This is a genomic window from Phenylobacterium sp. (assembly GCF_036677185.1).
Classification (GTDB): Bacteria; Pseudomonadota; Alphaproteobacteria; order Caulobacterales; family Caulobacteraceae; genus Phenylobacterium.
This window is the reverse complement of sequence record NZ_JAKFEN010000020.1, coordinates 47,354-68,881: the sequence shown is the minus strand read 5'-3', so window position 1 is coordinate 68,881 and position 21,528 is coordinate 47,354. Positions and strand designations below refer to the sequence as shown.

23 protein-coding genes are annotated in these 21,528 nt (G+C 70.2%); 14 read left to right on the top strand and 9 right to left on the bottom strand.

Going from position 1 to position 21,528, the window contains the following annotated elements; all coding sequences use genetic code 11:
* Positions 1-2: 2 nt before the first annotated feature.
* Together V6M51_RS10890 and V6M51_RS10885 are read right to left on the bottom strand one after the other, a co-directional pair.
* The gene (locus V6M51_RS10890; protein WP_332767088.1) at positions 3-473 is read right to left on the bottom strand and encodes a TadE/TadG family type IV pilus assembly protein; all 471 of its coding nucleotides are present in this window, start codon (positions 471-473) and stop codon (positions 3-5) included.
* Positions 474-547: 74 nt separating this feature from the next.
* Positions 548-1,855: a pilus assembly protein TadG-related protein gene (locus V6M51_RS10885; RefSeq protein ID WP_332767086.1), complete on the bottom strand. Its 1,308-nt coding sequence runs from the start codon at positions 1,853-1,855 to the stop codon at positions 548-550.
* 381 nt (positions 1,856-2,236) lie between these two features.
* On the opposite strand from V6M51_RS10885, the gene V6M51_RS10880 reads away from it, so the two are divergent.
* On the top strand, positions 2,237-2,422 hold the full coding sequence (locus V6M51_RS10880) for a hypothetical protein (RefSeq protein ID WP_332767084.1): 186 nt from the start codon (positions 2,237-2,239) through the stop codon (positions 2,420-2,422).
* On the opposite strand, the gene V6M51_RS10875 is transcribed toward V6M51_RS10880, so the two are convergent.
* Positions 2,403-3,602 (bottom strand): glycosyltransferase family 87 protein, encoded by a 1,200-nt coding sequence (locus V6M51_RS10875; protein WP_332767082.1) that lies wholly within the window; start codon positions 3,600-3,602, stop codon positions 2,403-2,405. The two genes, V6M51_RS10880 and V6M51_RS10875, sit on opposite strands and share 20 nt — an antisense overlap.
* 385 nt (positions 3,603-3,987) lie before the next feature.
* Between V6M51_RS10875 and lptC the strand changes: the two genes are divergently transcribed.
* The 7 genes from lptC to spt are packed head-to-tail and all read left to right on the top strand — an operon-like array spanning position 3,988 to position 11,343.
* Entirely contained in the window at positions 3,988-4,593 is a 606-nt protein-coding gene (lptC, locus tag V6M51_RS10870) for an LPS export ABC transporter periplasmic protein LptC (RefSeq protein WP_332767080.1), read from the top strand.
* 47 nt (positions 4,594-4,640) lie between these two features.
* Positions 4,641-5,780, top strand: a complete 1,140-nt coding sequence (locus tag V6M51_RS10865; RefSeq protein WP_332767078.1) for a glycerophosphotransferase — start codon at positions 4,641-4,643, stop codon at positions 5,778-5,780.
* A complete protein-coding gene (locus tag V6M51_RS10860; protein ID WP_332767076.1) occupies positions 5,777-7,093 on the top strand; it encodes a lipopolysaccharide biosynthesis protein in 1,317 nt (438 codons plus the stop codon). Before V6M51_RS10865 ends, V6M51_RS10860 begins: the two co-directional genes overlap by 4 nt.
* Positions 7,094-7,133: 40 nt before the next feature.
* Entirely contained in the window at positions 7,134-8,843 is a 1,710-nt protein-coding gene (locus V6M51_RS10855; RefSeq protein ID WP_332767074.1) for a fatty acyl-AMP ligase, read from the top strand.
* 1 nt (position 8,844) lies between these two features.
* Positions 8,845-9,822: an NAD-dependent epimerase/dehydratase family protein gene (locus tag V6M51_RS10850; RefSeq protein WP_332767072.1), complete on the top strand. Its 978-nt coding sequence runs from the start codon at positions 8,845-8,847 to the stop codon at positions 9,820-9,822.
* A 49-nt stretch (positions 9,823-9,871) separates the two neighbouring features.
* Positions 9,872-10,123 (top strand): acyl carrier protein, encoded by a 252-nt coding sequence (locus V6M51_RS10845; protein WP_254837149.1) that lies wholly within the window; start codon positions 9,872-9,874, stop codon positions 10,121-10,123.
* Between the two features lie 2 nt (positions 10,124-10,125).
* Positions 10,126-11,343, top strand: coding sequence for a serine palmitoyltransferase (spt, locus tag V6M51_RS10840; protein ID WP_332767070.1), 1,218 nt, complete (start codon positions 10,126-10,128; stop codon positions 11,341-11,343).
* 11 nt (positions 11,344-11,354) lie between these two features.
* Here the strand turns inward: spt and V6M51_RS10835 are convergent, their stop codons facing one another.
* Genes V6M51_RS10835 through V6M51_RS10820 form a run of 4 tightly spaced genes read right to left on the bottom strand, consistent with a single transcriptional unit; the run spans position 11,355 to position 14,655 of the window.
* The gene (locus tag V6M51_RS10835; protein WP_332767068.1) at positions 11,355-11,675 is read right to left on the bottom strand and encodes a DUF1905 domain-containing protein; all 321 of its coding nucleotides are present in this window, start codon (positions 11,673-11,675) and stop codon (positions 11,355-11,357) included.
* 39 nt (positions 11,676-11,714) lie between these two features.
* Positions 11,715-12,635 (bottom strand): hypothetical protein, encoded by a 921-nt coding sequence (locus V6M51_RS10830; RefSeq protein ID WP_332767066.1) that lies wholly within the window; start codon positions 12,633-12,635, stop codon positions 11,715-11,717.
* On the bottom strand, positions 12,632-13,552 hold the full coding sequence (locus V6M51_RS10825) for a diacylglycerol/lipid kinase family protein (protein ID WP_332767064.1): 921 nt from the start codon (positions 13,550-13,552) through the stop codon (positions 12,632-12,634). The genes V6M51_RS10830 and V6M51_RS10825 overlap by 4 nt, the downstream gene beginning before the upstream one ends.
* Positions 13,537-14,655, bottom strand: coding sequence for a CDP-alcohol phosphatidyltransferase family protein (locus V6M51_RS10820; RefSeq protein WP_442957852.1), 1,119 nt, complete (start codon positions 14,653-14,655; stop codon positions 13,537-13,539). The genes V6M51_RS10825 and V6M51_RS10820 overlap by 16 nt, the downstream gene beginning before the upstream one ends.
* A gap of 75 nt (positions 14,656-14,730) precedes the next feature.
* Here V6M51_RS10820 and V6M51_RS10815 point away from each other — a divergent pair, with 75 nt between their 5' ends.
* On the top strand, positions 14,731-15,624 hold the full coding sequence (locus V6M51_RS10815; RefSeq protein WP_332767062.1) for a metallophosphoesterase family protein: 894 nt from the start codon (positions 14,731-14,733) through the stop codon (positions 15,622-15,624).
* Here V6M51_RS10815 and V6M51_RS10810 read toward each other — a convergent pair.
* Positions 15,612-16,091: a DUF2141 domain-containing protein gene (locus tag V6M51_RS10810; protein ID WP_332767060.1), complete on the bottom strand. Its 480-nt coding sequence runs from the start codon at positions 16,089-16,091 to the stop codon at positions 15,612-15,614. The two genes, V6M51_RS10815 and V6M51_RS10810, sit on opposite strands and share 13 nt — an antisense overlap.
* A 62-nt stretch (positions 16,092-16,153) precedes the next feature.
* On the opposite strand from V6M51_RS10810, the gene V6M51_RS10805 reads away from it, so the two are divergent.
* From V6M51_RS10805 to V6M51_RS10785, 5 genes are read left to right on the top strand one after another with little or no spacing between them, the layout of a single operon-like run.
* A complete protein-coding gene (locus V6M51_RS10805; protein WP_332767058.1) occupies positions 16,154-16,591 on the top strand; it encodes an HIT family protein in 438 nt (145 codons plus the stop codon).
* Positions 16,576-17,811 carry an LptF/LptG family permease gene (locus tag V6M51_RS10800; protein ID WP_332767056.1) on the top strand — a complete coding sequence of 412 codons (1,236 nt, stop codon included), beginning with the start codon at positions 16,576-16,578 and terminating at the stop codon, positions 17,809-17,811. The genes V6M51_RS10805 and V6M51_RS10800 overlap by 16 nt, the downstream gene beginning before the upstream one ends.
* Positions 17,808-18,866, top strand: coding sequence for an LptF/LptG family permease (locus tag V6M51_RS10795; RefSeq protein WP_332767054.1), 1,059 nt, complete (start codon positions 17,808-17,810; stop codon positions 18,864-18,866). The genes V6M51_RS10800 and V6M51_RS10795 overlap by 4 nt, the downstream gene beginning before the upstream one ends.
* Positions 18,867-18,894: 28 nt before the next feature.
* Positions 18,895-20,007, top strand: coding sequence for a dATP pyrophosphohydrolase (locus tag V6M51_RS10790; RefSeq protein ID WP_332767052.1), 1,113 nt, complete (start codon positions 18,895-18,897; stop codon positions 20,005-20,007).
* Positions 20,004-20,747, top strand: coding sequence for a nucleotidyltransferase family protein (locus V6M51_RS10785; RefSeq protein ID WP_332767050.1), 744 nt, complete (start codon positions 20,004-20,006; stop codon positions 20,745-20,747). Before V6M51_RS10790 ends, V6M51_RS10785 begins: the two co-directional genes overlap by 4 nt.
* Here V6M51_RS10785 and V6M51_RS10780 read toward each other — a convergent pair.
* On the bottom strand, positions 20,744-21,523 hold the full coding sequence (locus V6M51_RS10780) for a phosphocholine cytidylyltransferase family protein (RefSeq protein WP_332767048.1): 780 nt from the start codon (positions 21,521-21,523) through the stop codon (positions 20,744-20,746). The genes V6M51_RS10785 and V6M51_RS10780 overlap by 4 nt on opposite strands.
* Positions 21,524-21,528: the final 5 nt, after the last annotated feature.

Here is a 21,528-nt window from a genome sequence, read left to right as displayed (position 1 = left end):
GATCACCCCAACCGCATCCAGGCCGTGCGGACGATCGGCGTCGGCAGCAGGGCGACGATGGAGACGCCGGAGAACACCGGCGAATAGCTGTAGCTCACTGCCACCTGGACATAGTCGCCCGCCGTACCGTCCGGATAGCCGGCCGCCGCGCAGCTCTGCGCGTAAGTTCCGACCGGTTGCAGGACTTCCGTCGCGTCGGGGCAGTAGGCGCCTTCGGTCGGCGAGCCCGTCACCAGGGTCACATTGGTGCCGAGCGAGGTGCTCTGGATCGCTGTTGTGATGGCGGTGGTCATGGCGGCGCCGCAGGCCGTTCCCTTGGGCTGGACCTTCAGCGACGAGCAGGCTTCCCACGCCGCCTGGGCGCCGGCCTGGGCCGCCGACTCCACCTGCATCTTCTGGAAGGTGTAGAAGCCGAGGTCGACCACGTTGAGGACCGGCACGACCAGGACCCCGAGCCAAAGCGCGATCTCCAATGCGGCCGCTCCCCGCTGATCGGCGGCGAAGCCCTCGCGCTTCCGGCGCCTTGCACTGAAAATCACTGGAACAATCATTGGATGAGGCTGGGGCCGGCTCCTGACCCAGGCGGTCCCTGAAGGGTGAGATTCGCCCGATCGCACTGGCTGGTCGGAGCGCTGAAGATGCCGCCGGTTCCGCGGATGTCGATGGTCCAGGCGACGATCGCCATGCAGTTGTCGCCGCCGGTCTGGTGGTCGATGGCGCCCTTGATGACGATGTTGGCCTTGGGCATGTAGAGCAGGCCCGTGACCTTGTAGATCGGCGCATTTCCGACTTCGAGCACGTCGAGGCCGGTGGTCAGGACGGGATCCTGGTAGATCGCAACCCCGGCCCAAGGGCTCGCATCCGAGGTCGGTGCGGCGAAGTCGAATGTCCCGGTGCCGCTGAAGTTATGCTGGAAGCCGTCCCCAGCCGTTCCGGTGAAGATGATCGTCAGGTGGCCCGCGCCGGTGGTGCTCAGGGTGGAGCTGCCGATATCGAGCCCGCCCTGGCCGATAGTCAGAGTGATGTCGGCATTGACCGACACATTGCCGTCCAGAATCACATCTCCGCAGTACGGCTGGTCGGTGCTCCAGATCGTGTTCGCCGGTATGTGATGCGTCCCACGAGGGACGCCATCGCACGGATCGTTGATGTTCGACGCCAGCTGCGCGTAGATATCCGTCGGAGCTGCGCCGACGATCTCATTCGAGCCGCAGTCGTCGTTCGATTTGCCCGCCGTGGTGACATAGGCGTGGCCAACCGTGGCGCCGGACGTGCCGTTGCAGCTCGCGCCGCCAGCAGAAGCGATGTCGCAGCCGGTGAGGTCGAGACTTGGGGCGCCCTTGAACTGCAGGGCGTCGGCGGCGGGATTGAACGTCGTCAGGCAGAAAGTGCCCTTGCTGCCGGCCCGGGCGATGGCGGTCGAGATCACGGTCTTGGCGCGTCCGGCCCCCATGGCCACGTCGCCATTGTACCCGACCAACCGCGCCAGGCGGATCGGGATGTCCCGCGTGATCGTCACCTGGTAACAGTTCCCGGTCCAGGGCGCCGGACAGGTCGGATAGGTCGCCACCACGGTGACGTTATTGGTCCCGGTCGTATAGCCGTAGCGGCTCGCCACGCCCTTGGCCTCTTCGGAATAGGTCGGCGGCGGGCTGGTGCTGGGGCCGCTATTGTTGGTGGCCGCGGCCAGGGCGGCGGAGTCCGCCGCGTGCTGCATGGATCTCTGGGCCAGGAACCAGGTGGAGGTCTCGCTGGCCACGGCGAAGCCGCCGACGATGACCGGTAGCAGGATCGCGATGATCGGCGTGACATTGCCCCGCGCCGAGCCCGTCAGCCAGCCAAGGCCCCGCTTCAAGATTCGGCCGACCGTCCTTGAGAATTCGCCGCCGCCCGCCAATGCACAGCCCCCGCCTACAAGCTTCCGTCAGTCATCCAACCTCGCCGACAATATACCTTCATCTCCCGACAGACATCAATGCTGGCGATCGAATACCGAGGGATCGCCGCAAAGAATCAAGTGGCGGTTGAAAACCGCTCCGCTTTTGGTGACGGCAGGTCGATTTCTGTACTGGTCGGTCCGTGTTAAGCTTGATCACTTCGCGGTGACACGCTGGCATTAGGGATAGTTAAGGTATAGACTCCTGAGGAGTGGGTTGGGCGTTGCGCGGCTCGGACTGTGGGATTGCGGCGACCCCGTCATCCTCAACCCGCCGACGGCGAACGGAGGCCATGTCCGATGATCAAGGTGCGGGAGGGCGTCCTGCTCGCCATGACGGGCATGCTCGCCTGGTATGCGATTCTGCTCGCGCCTGACCGCCGCATCGCCCTCGATCAGCGGATATATGAGGTCGCGCAACAGGGCGGCGACGCGGCCGCGACGGGTCTGGAGACGATCCGGCACGTCATCGCACGGCGCTCCTGACCTCGCCGGCCGGCGCCGCGCCGCGGAGCGTCGTTGAGCCGATCAGCACGAACAGCCCGACCACCAGCAGCGGCATGAGATTGAAACCCAAGGCCAGGGCGGCCTGACGGCAGATCAGCGGCGTCACATAGACCGCCAGCAGCAGCAGCTTCTCCCAGGGCCGGAAGCCGGACTCGATCCCACGTCGCGCCAGCCAGCAGAGCGGGACGATCAGCAGGACGAAGTCGTAGTCGAGTACATAGGGGGTGGCCAGGAGCGCGCCCGTCGCCAGGGCGGCCATCCGGGTGAGCATGTCAGCGCCGGACCGCCAGACCCATGCCACGCCCCCGGCCGCCGCCAGGCTCAGGAGCCCTTGCAGGCCGATCGCCGCCCAGGGCGGCGCGCCGATCTGGCGCAAGGCGCCGTACAGGCTCTGGACCTTGGCCCAGCCCAGCGAGGAGCCCTCCTGCAGCAGGCCCAGGCTGGTCGAACCGGCGCCCACGAAGGCGGCGTAGGTCTCCGGTCCGAAGGCGATCAGCGCCAGGAGCAGCAGGGCGAGGCTGGACAGCGCCGCGCCCAGCAGGGTTCGCCAGAAGCCGCCCGCGATCAGGGCGATGGGGATGAGCAGCCCGAGTTGCGGCTTGAAGATCAGGCACCCGAAGACCAGGCCGGCGACGAACGGGCGGCGCGCCATGAGCAGTCCGGCCGCCACGAACAGGCCCGCGAACAGCGCCGCCGTCTGGCCCTGGACCGCGTTGACGTAGAGCGCCGGGAACACCGCGATGGGCCAGGCTCCAGCGCGCAGCAGACGTCGGGCGGAAGCAAGATAGACCGCGTAGGTCGCCGCCACCCAGGTCGGATAGGCCACGGTGAAGGGAATCAGGGCCAGCGGCGCGACGAGGGCGAGAAACGGCGGCGGATACAGGAACGGCAGGTAGCGTCCATGACTCTGGAACGCCTCCGCCTGGAACGCGATCTGGGCGGCGGCGTCATAGGCGCTCGCGGGATCGCGCCAGAACAGCGACCCGGCGCTCCAGAAACTCATGAAGTCGACGCTCGGGCGACCGCCCGGCTGCGTCCCGATGGCGTAGAGATATGGAATGACCAGAAGCGGGACATAGGCCAGAGCCAGGATCTTGGCGTATCCGACCGCCCGTTCCCGATCGAGCCAGCGGGCGTGGCGAACGAAATCCAGGTTCATCGCCGGCCCTCCCCCGCGAAGCCGGGCGCCCGTCGCGGCGGCCCGGCTCAGCTCAACCTAGCAGCTCTTTCCGCCGCCGCCGCCATCCCGACGGAGTCGGGCGCACGACATGGCCACCTAGCGGCGACTGTCGTCCGATCGCCGTTGCGCGGTTCGGAACGCCAGGTAGAGCCCGAACACGCCTCCGGCGATGAACAGGGTTCCGACAATGGCCAGGACGACGTTCACTTGACTGCCCCCTTGCTGTGGGCCCGGCGGCCCTCTTGGCTTGGTCGCCGAGCCTCGTGACTTTGACCTTCCGAGAGATAGTGGCGACAATGATCGAAGCTAGACCCCAGGCGTCGACGCCTTGAGCCAGAGGGCGACGCGGGAGATTTCACGAGCCATGCGGCTTCGATCATATGACCCGGCGGCCGGGGCCCGGCTCCGCGCCGGACATCTCACCCGGGTCAGGGTCCTGCGCCGGGCCCTGCCGATCAGCGCGGCGGTCCTCTGCGCGCTTTGCGCGGTTCAGATCGCCATGAGCGGCGTCGCGCCGCCGAGCCGGCCCCAGACGCGCGACGTCGACACCATGGTCAAACCGCGATTCGCCGGGCGGGGGCCAAGCGGGAAGAGCTTCGTCATCACCGGAAGCCAAGGCCGCCGGACCGACCCGGCCACCGCCCAGATCGAGATCGTCGACCCGGTCCTGGTCCTGCGGGACGACGCGAACGCGACCAAGCGCATGACCGCCCGAGCCGGGGTGTTCGATGAGGCCGCCCACGCACTGGTCCTGACTGGCGACGTCAAGATGGACGGCGGCGGCGGAGCCCGTTTCGCCGCCAACCAGGCGCGGATCGACACCCGCACGGGCGCGGTGAGCGGACAGAGCGGCCTGCGGGTGGAAAGCGGCGCCGGCGTCGTCCAGGGCGGGTCCTATGAGGCCGACGAGCAGGGGGATCGCCTGATCCTCAAGGGCGGCGTTCGCGGACGGCTGACGCCGAGGAACTAGAAACAGACGTTGCGGCGGCCCCCGGACTGGGCCAATGCGCAGATCACATGACCTCGCCCACCCCGCCCCGACGGATCTGCTTCCTCTACATCGCGCAGATCCATCAGATCCTGCACAGCCTGCCGATCGCCGTCGAGCTGGCCAAGGGCTGGCCTCAGTTCGAGGTCGACCTGGCCGCCACCTCGCAGGCGCATCTGGACTATATCGACAGCGCCCTGGAGCGGCTGGGCGGCGCGCCGGTGCATGGCCGGCTGCTGGGCCCGAAATGGCTTCGGGAGCTCCGCCTTCGCGGCGCCTCGACCCCGCCCAAGGCGGCCATGCTGGTCGCAAATCTGCCGACCCTCGCGGCCTATGACGCCCTGGTCACACCGGAGCGCACCACCGCCCTGGTCCGGCGGCTCGGGGTGAGCAAGCCGCGCCTGATCTACACCCAGCACGGCGCCGGCGATCGCGGCGGTCCTTTCGAGCCGCGGCTGGGTCAGTTCGACCTGGTCATGGCCGCCGGCCCCAAGCAGCGCGACCGCATGGTCGACTCCGGCCTCGTGCGGGCGGAGAACTGCGCCATGGTCGGTTATCCGAAGTTCGATATCGTCGAGGCCCTGGCGCCCAGGCCGGCGCGGCCCTTCGCCGACGACCGGCCGATCGTCCTCTACAACCCGCATTTCGACCCGCGGCTCAGTTCGTGGCCCCGTTGGGGCGCGCAGGTGCTGGAAGACCTGGCCTCCGACGGCCGCTTCAACGTGATCTTCGCCCCGCATGTGCGGCTGTTCGACCCGGCGAGCGCCGCCGACCTGGCCGCCGTCGAACCGTTCCGCGATCATCCCCGGATCCACGTCGACCTGGGTGGTCCGGCGGCCATCGACATGACCTGGACCCGGGTCGCCGACCTCTATCTGGGCGACGTCAGCAGCCAGATCTATGAGTTCCTGCGCACCCCCCGCCCAGCCGCCTTCCTCAACGCCCACGGCGTGGCCTGGGCGGACGACGAGAGTTACCGCCACTGGCGCTACGGTCCGGTGATCGATCGCCTGGATGGCCTGGCCGGCGCCCTGGACGCCGCGCGGAAGTCCCATGGCGACTACCTGGCCGAACAGCAGGCGGGCTTCGCCGAGAGCTTCGACCTCCAGCCCCGCTCGTCCTCCCTGCGCGCCGCCGAGGCCATCGCCCAGCGGCTGGGGGTCGGATGACACAGACAGCGGCCAATGCAGGTTTGCTGGGCCGTGTCATGGCGAACGCCGGCCTCTTGCTGGGCGGTCGCGCGGTCAACGCGGCGCTCAGCCTGGCCTATATGGCGCTGGCCGCCCGCACCCTGGGCGTTTCGCTGTTCGGGGTCCTGGTGCTGACCAACACCTTCGCGCAGTTCGTCGCCGACATCGCCCGGTTCCAGACCTGGCAGACGGTGCTGCAGTTCGGCGCCGCGCCCTTGGCCGAGGATCGCCGCGCCGACTTCCAGCAGGTGGTGCGCTTCGGGCTGCGGCTCGACCTCATTGGCGCGGCGGCGGGGGCGACGCTGGGCGTCGCCGGGGCCTTCCTGCTGGGACCCCATGTGGGACTGCCCAAGGACGCGGCCGGTCCAGCGGCGCTCTACGCCCTGACCATCATCTTCATGGTCCCCACCACCCAGATCGGCCTGCTGCGGCTGTTCGACCGGTTCGGGCTGCTTTCGGCCCAGGCGGCGATCGGCTCGGCTGTGCGCCTGGCCGGCGGCCTGGTCGGCATCGTCATCGGCGCGCCGGTCGGCTTCTTCCTGATCGTCTGGGCCGCCGGGACCCTGGCCGGCTTCCTTTACGTGACCTTCGCCGCCGTGGCCGAGATGCGCCGCCGAGGCCTTCTGGCGGACCTGATGCGCCCCAAGGTTCCGAGCGCGCCGATCCCCGGCGCCTGGCGGTTCGCCTGGGCGGCCAACGCCAGCGGCAGCCTGGAGGTGGCCTTCACCCATGTCGCGACCCTGGTGGTCGGGGCCCTGCTCGGCGCCGCCGACGCTGGGCTGTGGCGCATCGCGCGCCAGATCGCCGACGCCCTGGCCAAGCCCGCCCGGCTGCTGATCCCCGCCCTCTATCCCGAACTCGCCAAGCTGCGGGCCAGCGGAAGCCACGCCGGCATGCGCGCCCTGGCGCTGCGCGTGGGCCTGGTCGGGGGGGGCGGCGCGACCCTGCTCCTGCTGGTGGCGGTCTTCGCCGGGGGGCCTCTGCTGACCCTGGTCATGGGCCCCGACTTCGCCCCGGCCGCGCCGACCATGATCTGGCAGGTGGCCGCCGCGGTGATCGGGGTCTGGGCCCTGCCGCTGGAGCCCATGCTGGTCTCGATGGGCAAGCCAGGGGCGGTCCTGCGTGTCCGGCTGGTCGTGGCCGCGGCGTTCCTGGTCGCCCTGCCGCCGATCGTCGCAGCCTACGGCCTGCCCGGCGCTGGCGCGGCCCTCGTGGGCGCAACCCTGGCCTTGGCCTTGGGAATGCTCTGGAGCCTACAGAAACTCGTTCGCAAAGAGCGCCTTGCGCACTAAATCCTTGCCGAGTCCGAACGAACCGCGCGAAGCCTGACCAATGATTACGCCGACAGCGCCGGAACGCGCCCTCCGATTGGCCGATTTCCCCACCCTGCTCGAAGCCCTGGACTTCGCGGCGCGAGGTGAGACCGGGGTCAATGTCTACGGCCTGCGGGGCGAGTTCGCCCGCGCCTTGCCTTACAGCGAACTGCGCGAGGCCGCTCATGACGCCGCGGTCCGGCTGCTGGGCGCAGGCCTGGCCCCGGGCGACCGGGTCGGACTGATCGCCGAGACCGACGCCGACTTCGTCATCGCCTTCTTCGCCTGCCAGTATGCGGGCCTGGTTCCCGCGCCCCTGCCGCTGCCGACGCCCCTGGGCGGCCGGGAGGCCTATGTCGAGCAGATTCGCCGGATGTTGCGGACCGCCGACGCTAGCGGGCTGATGGGTCCCGCCGCCATGGGCGCCTGGCTCACCGAGATCGCCGAGGGCCAGGCCCTGCGCTTTGCCGGGGCCCTCTCCGACCTCCCACAAGGCGGACCGGCGGACCTGCCGTCGATCGGACCGCAAAGTCCCTGCTACCTGCAGTTCTCGTCAGGCAGCACCCGGTTCCCGGCCGGGGTTCTGGTGACCCACCGCGCCCTCATGGCCAACGCCGTGGCCATCACCCGCGACGGCCTGCAGGTGAAGCCGCAGGACCGCGCCTGCTCGTGGCTTCCGCTCTACCACGACATGGGGCTGGTCGGGTTCCTGCTGAGCCCGCTCACCGCCCAGATGAGCGTCGACCTGCTGCCGACCGGCGCCTTCGTCCGCCGCCCGCTCAAGTGGCTGGAGCTCATGGCCGCCAACCGGGCCACCATCTCCTACAGCCCCACCTTCGGCTACGAGCTCTGCGCGCGGCGCGCCGAGAACGCCCGCCCGGACGGCCTCGATCTGTCGGCCTGGCGGGTGGCCGGCCTGGGCGGCGACATGATCCGCACCCGACCGCTGAACCAGTTCGCCGAGCGGTTCGCGGACGCGGGCTTCTCGCCCGGCGCCTATGTCGCCAGCTACGGCATGGCCGAGGCGACCCTGGCGCTGACCATGGCGCCGCTGGGCCGCGGCCTGGTCGCCGAGAGCCTCGATGTCGGCCGCCTCGAGCGCGACGGCCTGGCCGTGGCCTCGACCCAGGCCGGTCGGGTCCGCGACTTCGCCCGCTGCGGTCCGCCCCTGCCCGGACATGAGCTGCAGATTCGCGACGATGACGGCAAGGTGCTCCCCGAGCGCACGGTCGGGCGGGTCTATGCCCGCGGGCCCAGCCTCATGGAAGGCTATTTCCGGCAGCCGGATGTCACCCAGCAGGCGCTCTCAGCCGATGGCTGGCTCGACACCGGCGACCTTGGCTACCTCTCGCAGGGCGAGATCGTGCTGACCGGGCGCATCAAGGACCTGATCATCCTCAACGGCCGCAATATCTGGCCGCAGGACCTGGAGTGGACCGCCGAGGCGGAGATCGCGGCCCTGCGCAGCGGCGACGTCGCGGCCTTCTCGGCGCCGTCGGACGGCGAGGAGGCGGTCATCGTTCTGGTCCAGTGCCGCAGCAGCGATCCCGAGACCCGTGAGAACCTGGCGCGCGAGGTCGCCGACCTGCTCCGGCTGCGCCACGGGGTCGAGGCGGAGGTCAATCTGGTCGGCGGCCACGCCCTGCCGCAGACCTCTTCGGGGAAACTCAGCCGTTCGCGTGCGAAGGCCGGCTATCTGGCGGGGCTGGCGGCGACGGAGCCCGCCTGAGGTGGCCGAGCGGTTGGCCGCTGTCACCGGGGCGACCGGCTTCCTCGGGCGTCATCTGGTGCGGGAACTCGCCGCGCGCGGTTGGCGCGTACGCATCCTGGCCCGGCGCGACCCGATCCATCCCCTATGGCGCGACCTTGAGGTCGAGGTGGTTCCGGGCGACCTCGGCGACGACGCAGCCCTCGCCGCCCTCTGCCGCGACGCCGACGTCGTCGTGCATGGCGCGGGCCTGATCAAGGCGCGTGATCGCCGGGCTTTCTTCGCGGTCAATGTGGAGGGCGCCCGGCGGCTGGCCCAGCTCACACCCGCCGCCATGCTGCTGGTCTCCAGCCTTGCCGCCCGTGAGCCCGGCTTGTCCGACTACGCCGCCAGCAAGCGCGGAGGCGAGAACGCCGCGCGCGGCCATCTGGGCCCGCGCCTCAACATCGCCCGGCCCCCGGCGCTCTACGGCCCCGACGATCCCGAGACCCTGCCGCTCTTCCGTCTCGCCGCCTCCAGCTCCGTGCTGCCGCTGTTCGACCCCAAGGCGCGCCTGGCGATGATGCATGTGGTCGACGCCGCGCGACAGATCGCCGCCCTGGCCGACAAGCCCACCGGATTCAGCGTCACCCTGTCCGACCACCGTCCCGAGGGCTACGGCTGGCGTGAGATTCTGCAGACCGCCGCCGCGGTATTCGACGCCCAGCCGCGCTTTGTCCGCACGCCGGGGTTGGTCCTGACCGCATTGGCCGCCGGAGGTCGCCTTGCGCAAGGCTTGGGCGTCCCGGCCATTCTCAGCCCCGGCAAGGCCCGCGAGCTCCTCCATCTCGACTGGTCGGTGCGGCCCGACGAGCAACCGCTCGATCTTCCTGCCCCCCTCTTCGATCTCGCGCAGGGCTTCCTAAATACGGTCGAAGGGTACAAGACGGGTGGCGTCATGTTTGGTAGAGCACACAGGCGCGCGAAGGATGCCGTGGTTCCGCTCGGCGGAACGGCCTAAATGTGCGACGCTGATTGACGATCGTTCGAGGGGGCTCGTCGAACCTTATATGCAGCTTGTGACAGATCTTACCGTGCTCGAGGTCGCGCGCGCCGCCGAGGTGGTGCTGGAACGCAGCGTCCACGTGACGGCCGCCTCGGACATCTCCCGCGACCTCGCCGTTGATTCCCTGGCGCTCATGAACATCGTCATGGAGCTCGAGGATCGTTTCGACATCTCCATTCCCATCGACCGGCTGAGCGAAGTTCAGACCGTGGGCGACCTCGCGTCGCTGATCGACAACATTCGAAAGAAAGCTTGAGCATGGCCTTGCTCGACAGACACGCGGCGTCGCGCGACCGCTACGAAGCGCTCCGCCAGGCGTCGGCCGACCCGTTCGGAGTCCGCTTCGACGAGGTGATCTCGCCCACCGAGGGCGTCGTCGAGGGGCGGCGGACCATCCTGCTCGGCACCAACAACTATCTCGGCCTGACCTTCGACCCCGAATGCGTCGAGGATTCCGTGCGCGCCGTGCGCGAGCGCGGCACCGGGACCACCGGCTCGCGGATCGCCAACGGCAGCTATGAGGGCCACCTTGAGCTCGAATCGGCGCTGAAGACCTACTACGGCCGCAAGCACGCCATGGTCTTCACCACCGGCTACCAGGCCAATCTCGGCCTGCTCTCCAGCCTGGTCGGCCGCGGCGACCACCTGATCCTGGACGCCGACAGCCATGCCAGCATCTATGACGGCGCGCGCCTGGGCCATGCCGAGGTCACCCGCTTCCGCCACAACGACCCCGAGGACCTCTACAAGCGCCTCAAGCGCCTGAAGGACACGCCCGGCGAGAAGCTGATCGTTGTCGAGGGCATCTATTCCATGGTCGGCGACGTCGCGCCGCTGCGCGAGATCGCCGCCATCAAGCGCGAGATGGGCGCCTATCTGGTGGTCGACGAGGCCCATTCCATGGGCGTGCTCGGTGAAACGGGCCGCGGCCTGGCCGAGGAAGCCGGTGTCGAGGCCGATGTCGACGTGGTGGTCGGCACCTTCTCCAAGAGCCTGGGCTCCGTCGGGGGCTTCTGCGTCGCCGACATGGACGATTTCGACGTCCTGCGGATCGTCTGCCGCCCTTACATGTTCACCGCCTCTCTGCCCCCGGCAGTGATCGCCTCCACCGTCACCGCCTTGCGCCGCCTGCAGGAGCAGCCGGAACTGCGCCAACGGCTGCACGCCAATGCGCGGCGGCTCTATGACGGCCTCACCGCCATGGGCCTGGCCACCGGCCCGACCTGCAGCCCGATCGTCGCCGTGACCATGCCCGACCAGGCCGCCGCCATCGCCATGTGGAACGGCCTGCTGCAGAACGGGGTTTATCTGAACCTGGCCCTTCCGCCGGCAACCCCCGACAACCGTCCGCTCCTGCGCAGCAGCATCAGCGCGGCCCACACGCCCGAGCAGATCGACCAGGTCATCGCGGTCATGGGCCGGGTCGCTCGCGAACTCGGCCTGCTAGGCGCCGAACCCCGCCGCGCCCAGGGGTAGCGGCGCGCGGCCTACCGCTGAATGGCCCCGACGGTCATCGCCACGGCGACCAGGTCGCCCGCGGTGACGTTCGTCTTGCGCCTGACCACCACCTTCAGGGGCAACAGATAGCCTTCGTCCTTGGGGAAGAGCGACGTGGTGAAGGTGGCGCCGGCGATCACAGCCTCGACAGGAACCACGCCCCATCCATAGGACACGGCTTTCGCCAGCCGCCGCAGCTCCTCGGCGTATCGCCCCGGAATCGGCACGAAGAAGAACGGCGAGGGGCCTCGCCATTCGATGACCTCTGCGTCGAATTCGAACCGGACCGGGAAACCTTGGCGCGCGCTCATGGCGGCAGCTTGGCGCGCCGGCCGAAGGTCCGCAACGACTCAGCGGCGTCCCTGCCGCCGCCAAAGCCGCCAGAGCACGCCGGGCGAGGCCAGGATCGGGTGGCGTTCGCGCCAGGGGGTCAGCGGCACCGGCAAACCGGTGTGGCGCTCGATCTTCCAGGCGGCGTATCGCGCCGCGCCCTCGAAGGTGAACGCCGCCTTGACCAGCCGGGCCAGGTTCAGCGGCTTGCCCAGGGCCCGCCGCCGCCGCCAGGCCGCCAGTTGGATCGCGCGATCCTCCTGGCTCAGGGCGGGAGCCACCTCCCCGTCGCTCTCTCCCTCGAACCCTAGCCCTCCGGCCCGCCAGGCGGCGATCAGCAGGCGGTCGTAGCGCTGCGGATCGACGCCCAAGATCTGGGCTTCGCGCCCCGCCGCCTCGACCCGGAACTCCGCGGCGTAGGTCTGGCGGAACAGCGCGCGCCAAAAGGCCCCTGGCCGGCCCCGCGGCGGCCCGATCGCCGCGGCGTACCGGGAGGCGGTCTCCGCCGACCGCGCCACCGCCTGGTGAACGGCCGCGCGCGCGCCGGGGCTGGCCGCCCAGACCAGGGCGGCGGGCTGAACGAAGCGCGTCCAGATCGTGGTGTCGGCGCCGCGTCCGGTCGCCGCCCGTCCGAACTGCGCCAGGGTCATCGAGGCCACCTTGGCGCGCAGGGTCGCGCCCTCGGTCTCCAGCTCGTGATAGCTCACGTCCGGCCACAGCAGCCGCCCCATGACGCCGGCGAAACCGCGCCGCGGCGCGCCCGTCAGGACGTAGAAGTCCATCACCCCGTCGGTGTCGCCGGTGCGCAGCACCGACCCGTAGAACAGCACCGCCGCCGCGCCCTCGAATCGCGCGGCCAGATGCGCGCCCATGGTTCGCGCGATCACCGGCGCCGGCGTCTCCAGTTCCGCGGCGACCAGGGCCTGGAGGTCGTCGGTCATGGGACGAGGAACCGCAGGGGCGCCCCGAGGCGCACGGAGATCTCTCCACCGGGGAAGACCTCGCCGTCGATGACGATGGATTCGTCGACCCGCAGGTCCAGCCGGTCAGCCAAGGCCCGGCGGTAACCCCGGACGGCCAGCCAATCGTCGCCACGACCGGCCAGCACGACCGGCAGAGCGCCCAGCAGCCCGCGCGGCGGGGCGTCGACATCCAGGACCTTCATCCCCTCTCGGAGCGGGCCGAAGGGCTTCAGGCCGAAGGGTAAGCGCTTCAGGGCCGTGGCGATCAGCACGAAACGGGGGCCGGAGGCCTGTGCGCCGCCGTCCAGGGCCACCGTGGCCTGGACCCCGCGACGCCACGGGCTGTCCTTGCGGTCGAACAGGGTCCCGAGCGCCGCCCCCGTCAGCGTGAGGGCCACCGACAGGCTGTGATAGGCGCCCATGCGATGCACCGCCTTCGACATCTGGGTGGCGCGGGCGAAGGCCCCGAGGCCGAGGATGAATCCCCGCACCGGCGGCTGGTCGGCCCAGCTCACCTCCAACGGCGCCCGCGACTTGAGGGACGGCGCATCGGTTCCGGCGCGGCGCAGCACCTCGGCCAGGGTCCAGTCGGGGCCAGCGCCCAGATCGAGCGCCAGGACATTGGTCTTGCCCGAGGCCAACACCGCCAGGACCGGCGGCCGGGCGCCATAGGCCGCCGGCAGGGCGCTCAGCACCTCGCGGACCGTCCCGTCGCCGCCGTCGATCACCACCAGGTCCACACTCGCCTCGGCGAAACGCCTCATGTCCTCCGCCAAGGCCCGCGGCGTCTCCGGCTCGGCCCAATACAGGCCCTCCGGCGCGCCGGAGGCCCGCCCGCGATTGGCATGGCTGCGCGGATTGCGCACCACGCCCACCTTGGTCAACGCGAGAGCCACGACGTCACCTGGCCGCGCGGGGCGGCAAGGGCCTGCAGGACCTGGATCAGGTGAACCAGCAGGCTGAGGGCGGTCCACGCCGCCACCAGGGCCAGTCCGATGTCGGGCCGCCCCGCCAGGGCGGCCGGGGTCAGCAGCAACAGGTTGGGATTGCGCCGCGCGGTGATCAGCCGGAAGAAACTGTCGAACGGCCGCCAAGCGTGCATCTCCACCTTGAAGCGCGCCAGGAACACCCCCTCCAGCATCCGTTGCAGGACGTAGCCGCCGACGATCACAGCCAGGATGAGGTTCGAACTTGGCAGGGGATGGGGTCCAGTCTGGACGCCCACCAGCCAGGCCCACCACCAGAACGGCGGGTGAATCAGGTCGATGCCGTGGTCGAACACATTGCCCAGCTTCGACGAGGTGAGGGTCACCCGGGCCAGCTTGCCGTCCACCGTGTCGAGGAAGGTCATGGCCCATGCGGCGACCAGGCCCCAGCCGAAATGCCCGGTCCAGAACATCCAGAACGCCGCCAGGACCAGCAGGAAGCTCGCGAAGGTCACCTGGTTCGGCGTGATCCCGGCCAGGGCGCACCAGCGGGTCACAACCCGGGCCGGCGCCGGCCAGACATACTTGGTCACCAGGTCGGTGACACCCTTGTAGGAGCCCTGGAACAGCCGCTTCTCGACGGCGCGGACGTCGCCCTGCGTCAGCCGGCGCAGGATCGGCGGCTCGCGCTTGCGAAGCTCGCTGTTATAGGCATCGCCCAGCTCCGAGGCGGTCAGGCGTGGATAGTCCGCCGCCGCGGTGGCGATGTCCTCACCGGCCTCCAGCCGCGCGACCGCCTCGCCCACCGCGTGCACGGCGGCGGGGACGCCCTCCTCGTCCACCAGGATCACCTTGGGCCGCTTGGCCAAGGCGCGCAGCAGGGCCTCGTCGAACACCCAGCGGGCGTCGGCCGCCACGAGGCTCGACGCGCCCTGGGACGCCTCGAGGCCCAGACGGCGGAAGATCCGCTGCAGCCGTTCGGCCGAACTCATGCCCCAGATCCGGACGCTTCCGGATCCGATCACCATGGCGCTGGGGCCGGCCGCGCCGACGCCGTCGTTTGTATTCGTCAATTCCGCCTACCGAGCTGCGCCTGTATGGGATTGATAGCCAGCTTCGCCGTCCCCTGACCAGAAACCATCGTCCGCGTGCCCCCCTACCGTCTCGCCCACCTCTCCGATCCGCACCTGCCGCCGCCCGCCGGCGCGCTGGGTTGGCGCGATCTGGGCTCCAAGCGGCTGCTCAGCGCCATCGCCTGGCGACGCAAGGGCTCCGAGCATCAGCCCCGGGTTCTGCAAGCGCTGGCCGACGACGTCGCCCGCCACGCCCCGGACCACATCGCGGTCACCGGCGACCTGACCAATTTCTCGAGCCGCGCCGAATATGCCGCAGCGCGGACCTGGCTCCAGACCCTGGGCGCCGCGACGGACGTCACCCTCAGCCCGGGCAATCACGACGCCCTGGTGCGGGCCGGCGCGCCCAGCGCCTTCGAGCCCTGGCGCGAATGGCTGGGCGACACACCGCAGGTCGCCTTCCCCGCCGTGCGCGAACGCGGCCCCCTAGCCCTGATCAATCTCTGCTCGGCGACCCCGACAGCGCCCTGGCTGGCTAGCGGCCGGCTGGGCGGGGCCCAGCTCGAGCGCCTGGCCCAGATCCTCACGGGCCTGGCCGGGCTCGACCTCTATCGCGTCCTGACCCTCCACCATCCGCCCGCCGCCGGCGTCGTCTCAGGCCGCAAGGCGCTAGAGGACGCCGGCGCGCTGCGCGCGCTCCTGGCCGTTCACGGCGTCGACCTTGTGCTCCACGGCCACGCGCACGAGGCGGCGGTCAGCGCCATCCCGGGCCCGCGCGGCCCGATCCCAGTGCTCGGCGTCCCATCCGCCTCGGCCGCCGGAGGCGGTCGCCATGCGCCGGCGCGCTGGCACAGCATCGAGTTCTCCGCCGAACGAAGGATGCGGGTCGTCGCTCGCGGGCTCTCGGCGGACACCGGGAGGTTCGAGGCGCTGGGTGACTATGTGCTGCAAGCGCCTCAGCGCAGGTAGCGCAGGGCGATCCGGATCGAACTTTCGCCGGGCCGGGCGCGGAATCGCACCTTGTCGAAGGCCGGGAGGCCGATCTTGGTGGGGGCGTCGTTGGAGAAGCCGAACCCCTCGATGGGCATGCCGTTGGTCCGGCTGCGGTTGAAATCCTCGTCGGCGTTGGCGTCGTGATAGACGGCGACGGCGTAAACCCCGGCCTGAGGCAGCCAGAAACAGGCCTGGGTGACCGGCGACCGCGCCTTCACCCTCTGCCGCGCCAGCTTACCGCGCGGGGCCAGGAACCGACGCCCGTCGTCCGGATAGAGGGTCACCGCCACCTGGCCCTGGGCGGCGCGAAGGCCGGTGACCTCGACCGTGAGCCGATGGGCGCTGGGCTTGCCCGCGCATTCGGCCTCGGCCGCCACGGCGGGCGCCCCCATGCACATCAGACCGGCGAGGACCGCGCCGCCAAGGCCGGTTCGGACTTTCATGGAAAACGGCGACTCCCTATGGTGCGCGCACGGCGGCAGGCGCCAGACGAGCAGGCTGCTTCATGAGCAATAAGACAGCGGTGAATTTCGGCTACCCACGAACTCTGGTGGCCGAAACCGACCATTGGCTGGTCCTCGTGCGACCCAAGCAGCCGACATTTGGGTCCTTGGTGCTCATGTGCAAGGAGCCCGTCACCAGCTTCTCCGACGTCAGCCCGGCCGGATTCGCCGATCTGCAGCCGGTCATCGGCGGAATCGAGCGGCTTCTGAAGACCACTGTCGACTACGCCAGGATCAACTATCTCATGCTGATGATGGTCGATCCCGACGTCCACTTCCATGTGATTCCCCGCTACCAGGGCGAGCGCGTGTACGATGGACGGGCCTTTCCGGACATTGGCTGGCCGGGCGTCCCGGCCCTGGCCAATGCGGTAGAGCTAGGCGATCAGGCCCTCCTGGCCCTGACCGCGACCTTGCGCGACGCATGGTCCGCGGCGTGAGCGCCCGCCGGCCGTTCCACGTGCCCCCCGGCCTGTCGCTGATCGACCGCTACGTGCTGCGCCTGACCACGGGGCCCATGCTGGGCTGCCTGGCGGTGACCCTGGTCGCCCTGCTGCTGGAACGGGCCCTGCGCCTGCTCGACCTGCTTTCCCAGAGCAGCGATCGGTTCGGTTTCGTGGTCCAGCTCACCGGCCAGCTGGTGCCGCACTATTTCGGCCTGGCCCTGCCGGTCGCCTTCTTTGTCGCCCTGTTCATCGTCATCACCAGGCTCAGCGATGGGTCGGAGACTGACGCCCTGCTGGCCGCCGGGGTGTCGCTGACCCGCCTGGCCGCGCCGTTCGTCGGGCTGGGCCTGGTGCTCACCCTGGTCAGCCTGGTGGTGTTCGGCTACCTGCAGCCTTCCAGCCGCTACGCTTATCGCGCGGTGATGCACGCCGCGGCCAACGCCGGCTGGAACGGCGAGCTGCAGGCCGGCGCCTTCGCTACCGAGGACAACCTGATCATGACGGCCGACATGGCCGATCCCGAAGGCCGCGAGTTGGGCAACCTGTTCATCCGCCGCATCACGCCGGAGGGCCGGGAGGAGGTCATCACCGCCCGCTCCGCCGACCTTCAGGTTTCGCCCGACCGCAAGACGGTGACCCTGCGGCTGCACAACGGGCGGCGCACGCTTGAGGGACGCGACGGCGCCTTCGACATCGTCGAGTTCGAGACCTTCGTGGCCCAGGCGCCCCTGGCCGGCTCCAGCGCGCTCATGCGGGCCCGAGGCGGCGACGAACGCGAGCTGAGCCTTGGCGAACTTGCCGCCCGGGCCAAGGCCGACGACGGCCTGTTGCCTCGCGCCACCCTGCTGGCCGAGCTGTACGGCCGGCTGGCGCGGGCGCTGTTCCTGCCTTTCCTGCCGCTCATCGCCTTCCCCCTCGGCCTGGCGGCCAAGCGCGGGCGGCGCGCGCCGGGGCTGATCTTCGCCGGCGTCCTGCTGCTGGCCTTCCAGCATTCCCTGCAGCTCGGCCAGAGCCTGGCCGAGGCCGGCCGCCTGCCGGCCTTCGCCGCCATCTGGACGCCCTTCGCGCTGTTCACCGGCTTCGGCGTCTGGATGTTCATGGGCAGCCGCAACCGGCCCGGCGAGACCCCCATCAGCCTGATGATCGGCATGGTCAGTCATCACACGAACGAAGCCATGGCCCGCGTTCGGCTCCGGCGGGCGGGGGCGGCGTGAAGCTTCGCATCTATGTCCTGCGCACCGTCCTGCTGCGGATCCTCGCGGCCGGCGCCGTGCTGCTCGCGGTGCTGCAGATCCTCGACCTGCTGGACGTAACCACCGACATCCTGGAACGCGGCCTGGGCGTGGCCGGCGTGGCCTATCACGCGACGCTGCGCCTGCCTCGGCTGGTGGAACAGGTCGCGCCGCTGAGCGTGCTGGCCGGCGGCCTGTTCGCCTTCGCCCAGCTCGCCCGCGAACAGGCGGTGACCGCCATGCGCGCCGCCGGGGTCTCGAGCTACCGTCTGCTCGAGATGGCGGTCCCGGCGGCCTTCGTCATCATGCTGCTGCACTTCACCGCCGCCGAGCTGGTCGCGCCGCGCACCGACGCCGTGCTCGAAGCCTGGTGGCAGGCGAGCGAGCCCGGAACCCCGGTCGATCCATCACCCCGCGCCTTCCGTTCCGGCGCCGAAATCGTGGTCGCCAAGCCCGGAGCCTCCAGCGGCGAGCGACTGAACGATGTGCGCATCTATCGCCGTGACGCCCAGGGTCGGGTTTCCGAACGCATCGAGGCGGCCTCGGCGACCTATGCCGATGGCGTCTGGCGCCTGCACGATCCGCGGATGCTGCGTTTCACGCCGGACCAGGCCCTGGCCTCCTCGGCCGTCGAACTCGCCTGGCGGAGCCGCCTGCAGCCCGCCGACGTCCGTTCGCTGCTGTCGCCCGCCCAGGCCCCCAGCGCCGCCAGCGCGCGGCGCGCCCTGGAGGGTGGGGGCTCTGAACGGCCGGACAGTTACTACGCCGTGCGCGTGCAGCGCGCCTTCGCGGCCCCGATCGGGGTGCTGGTCATGCTGCTGCTCGCCGCCCCGGTGGCCCTGGGGAACTTCCGCACCCGCGAGGGGGCGGTGCTCACCGTGGCGGCTCTGGCCGCCGGGCTGAGCTTCCTTGTGGCCGATGGACTGCTGACGGCGCTAGGCGAGAGCGCCGCGCTCAGCCCCCTGCTCGCGGCCTGGACGGCGCCGGCCGTCTTCGCCGCCCTGGCCGGCACGGCCCTGCTGCGGATGGAAGGATAGACCCCTGAGCGATCTGACGATCCGGCCCGTGGCCTCCAAGGCCGACCTGGCGCGCTTCATCCGCGTGCCCATGACCCTGGCCGCCGCCGACCCGAAGTGGATCTCGCCGCTGATCAGCGAGCGCGCCGCGGCGCTGACGCCCAAGACCAACCCATTCTTCGAACACGCCGAGGTCCAGCTCTGGCTGGCGGTCCGCGGCGGTCGCGACGTCGGCCGCATCAGCGCCCAAATCGACGCTCTGGCGCCCGTCGACCCCAATCGCCCGGCCGGTCATTTCGGCATGATCGCGGGAGAGGATGACCCCGAGGTGTTCGCCGCCCTGCTCGCCACCGCCGAGGCCTGGCTGAAGGCCCGCGGCTGCGCCGTGGCGCTGGGTCCCTTCAACCTATCGGTCAATGAGGAGGTCGGCCTGCTGGTCGACGGCTTCGACACCCCGCCCATGGTGATGATGGGCCACGATCCGGCCTATGCGGGGCGCCGCGTCGAGGCCTGCGGCTACACCAAGGCCAAGGACGTCTACGCCTACCTCTGCCAGATGAGCGACGACATTCCGCCCGCTATCCTGCGGCGGGTCCGCCGCGGTCCGGCTCCGGGGGTGACCCTGCGCATGCTCGACATGAGCCGCTACGACGAAGAAGTCGTCGCCATGACCGAGGTCCTCAACGACGCCTGGTCCGGCAATTGGGGCTTCACCCCCACCACCGAGGCCGAGACGGACCAGCTCGGCAAGGCCCTGCGCGCCGTCATCGATCCGCGACTGATCTGGTTCGCCGAGTTCGACGGCGAGGTGGCCGGCTTCGTGGTCCTGCTGCCCAATGTCAACGAGGCCATCGCCGACCTGGACGGCCGCCTGGCGCCCTTCGGCTGGGCCAAACTGCTGTGGCGCCTGAAGGTCGCCCGGGTGAAGTCGATCCGCATTCCGCTCATGGGCGTGAAACGCAAGTTCGCCAACTCCCACCGCGGCCAGCTCCTGCCCTTCCAACTGATGGACGCCAGCGCCACCCAGGCACGCGCCCTGGGCTACCAGACCTACGAGCTGTCCTGGATCCTCGAGGACAACGCCCCCATGAACCGCATCTGCCAGTCCCTGGGCGGGCGGATCTACAAGACCTACCGGATCTATGAAAAGGCCCTGGCGTGAGCAGCTTCACGGCCTTGGTCCTGGCCGGCTCCCGCGCCGAGCCCGACGAGCTGCGCGCCTATGCTGGGGTAAGCCACAAGGCTTTGATCGAACTGGCCGGCCAGACCCTGCTGGCCCGCGTGGTCGCCGCTCTACAAGTCGCCGGCGCGGCCCGCATCGGCGTCTGCACCTCGCACCCGCAGGTCGCCGAGGCCGCCGCGCCGTTGGAGGTCATCCCGGCCGCGGCCACACCCAGCCAGAGCGTCGAGCAGGCCGCCAAGGCCCTGGGCTTCCCCCTGCTGGTCACCACCAGCGACCACGCCCTGCTGCGGCCGGAGTGGATCACTCGCTTCCTCGCCGACATCCCGGCGGGAGCGGACATCGCGGCCCTGCTGGCGCGGGAGGACGTGGTGCGCGCCGCCGTCCCGGACACCCGGCGCACCTATCTCGCCTTCCGCGACGGCCGCTATTCGGGCTGCAACCTGTTCTATCTGCGCGACGCCCGCGCGCTCGCCGCCATCGCTCTCTGGCGGCGGGTCGAGGCCCACCGCAAGCAGCCCTGGAAGATCGCCGCCCTGCTCGGGCCAGGCATGCTGCTGGGCTATGCGCTCGGCCGTCTCACCCTCGACCAGGCGGTCGCCGGCCTCGGCCGCCGGATCGGACTGAGCGCCGTGGCGGTGCGCACGCCCTACGGCCTAGCCGCCGTCGACGTCGACAAACCCGCCGACCTCGACCTGGTCCGCCGGCTGGCGAGCGGTTAGACGGCCACCTTCATCCGGGACCAGGCCTCGGTGAGCGCCAGGTTCCGGGCCACATCGGCCGGGAAGTCCATCTCCGCCCAGTCCAGGCCCTGGATCGAGGCCGTCGCCACGTTGCGGCCGGCGCGCGCCAGTTCGTCGATCACGCTGAGGTACCAGCGCTTCAATCCCTCAGGTCCGCGCAGGGCGGACTCGACGCCAGCCACGAACTCGGCAGCGCCGGCGGGCGAGAACCGCAGGAAGCCGATGGACTCGGCGTCGAACGCCGGGATGGTCTTGCCGATCGACAGCAGGCGATGGCCGTCCGTCAGCACCTTCATGTCGTCAGCGTCGTAGGCGTCCTTGCGATCGATGGCGAGGGTGATGTCGGCGGGCGGGGCGGCGAGCAGGCGCGAGGCCACGGCCGGCTCGAACAGGGTGTCGCCGTTCAGCAGGAGAAACGATTCACGCATTTCCTCGCGCGCCAGCCAGCAGGTGGCCAGGTTGTCGGTCAGCCCGAAGAACGGGTTGTACAGGGTGCGCACGCGCATCCCAGGAAGGCTCAGCCGCGCCACCTCCGCGTCCACCGCCTCGGCGCCGAAGCCGGTGACCACCACCGCCTCGTGCACGCCGGCCTGGTGAAGATGCAGCAGCTGCCAGTGCAACACGCTCATGCCTGAAAGCTCGATCAGGCATTTCGGCCGCGAGTCCGTCAGCGGCGAGAGGCGGCGACCCTGCCCCGCGCTCAGAATAATGGCCTTACCGGCCTCGAACTTTGACACGATCTCGCTTTGTCCCACCCGGC

Excerpts from the sequence above, each read along its gene's own strand:
- V6M51_RS10830 (WP_332767066.1), bottom strand. The coding sequence starts at position 12,635 with ATGACCGACGACCTCCAGGCCCTGGTCGCCGCGGAACTGGAGACGCCG.
- V6M51_RS10835 (WP_332767068.1), bottom strand. The coding sequence starts at position 11,675 with ATGAGCGCGCGCCAAGGTTTCCCGGTCCGGTTCGAATTCGACGCAGAG.
- V6M51_RS10800 (WP_332767056.1), top strand. The coding sequence starts at position 16,576 with ATGGTCCGCGGCGTGAGCGCCCGCCGGCCGTTCCACGTGCCCCCCGGC.
- V6M51_RS10845 (WP_254837149.1), top strand. The coding sequence starts at position 9,872 with ATGCAGCTTGTGACAGATCTTACCGTGCTCGAGGTCGCGCGCGCCGCC.
- lptC (WP_332767080.1), top strand. The coding sequence starts at position 3,988 with ATGCGGCTTCGATCATATGACCCGGCGGCCGGGGCCCGGCTCCGCGCC.
- V6M51_RS10880 (WP_332767084.1), top strand. The coding sequence starts at position 2,237 with ATGATCAAGGTGCGGGAGGGCGTCCTGCTCGCCATGACGGGCATGCTC.
- V6M51_RS10865 (WP_332767078.1), top strand. The coding sequence starts at position 4,641 with ATGACCTCGCCCACCCCGCCCCGACGGATCTGCTTCCTCTACATCGCG.
- V6M51_RS10860 (WP_332767076.1), top strand. The coding sequence starts at position 5,777 with ATGACACAGACAGCGGCCAATGCAGGTTTGCTGGGCCGTGTCATGGCG.
- spt (WP_332767070.1), top strand. The coding sequence starts at position 10,126 with ATGGCCTTGCTCGACAGACACGCGGCGTCGCGCGACCGCTACGAAGCG.
- V6M51_RS10805 (WP_332767058.1), top strand. The coding sequence starts at position 16,154 with ATGAGCAATAAGACAGCGGTGAATTTCGGCTACCCACGAACTCTGGTG.
- V6M51_RS10810 (WP_332767060.1), bottom strand. The coding sequence starts at position 16,091 with ATGAAAGTCCGAACCGGCCTTGGCGGCGCGGTCCTCGCCGGTCTGATG.
- V6M51_RS10855 (WP_332767074.1), top strand. The coding sequence starts at position 7,134 with ATGATTACGCCGACAGCGCCGGAACGCGCCCTCCGATTGGCCGATTTC.
- V6M51_RS10875 (WP_332767082.1), bottom strand. The coding sequence starts at position 3,602 with ATGAACCTGGATTTCGTTCGCCACGCCCGCTGGCTCGATCGGGAACGG.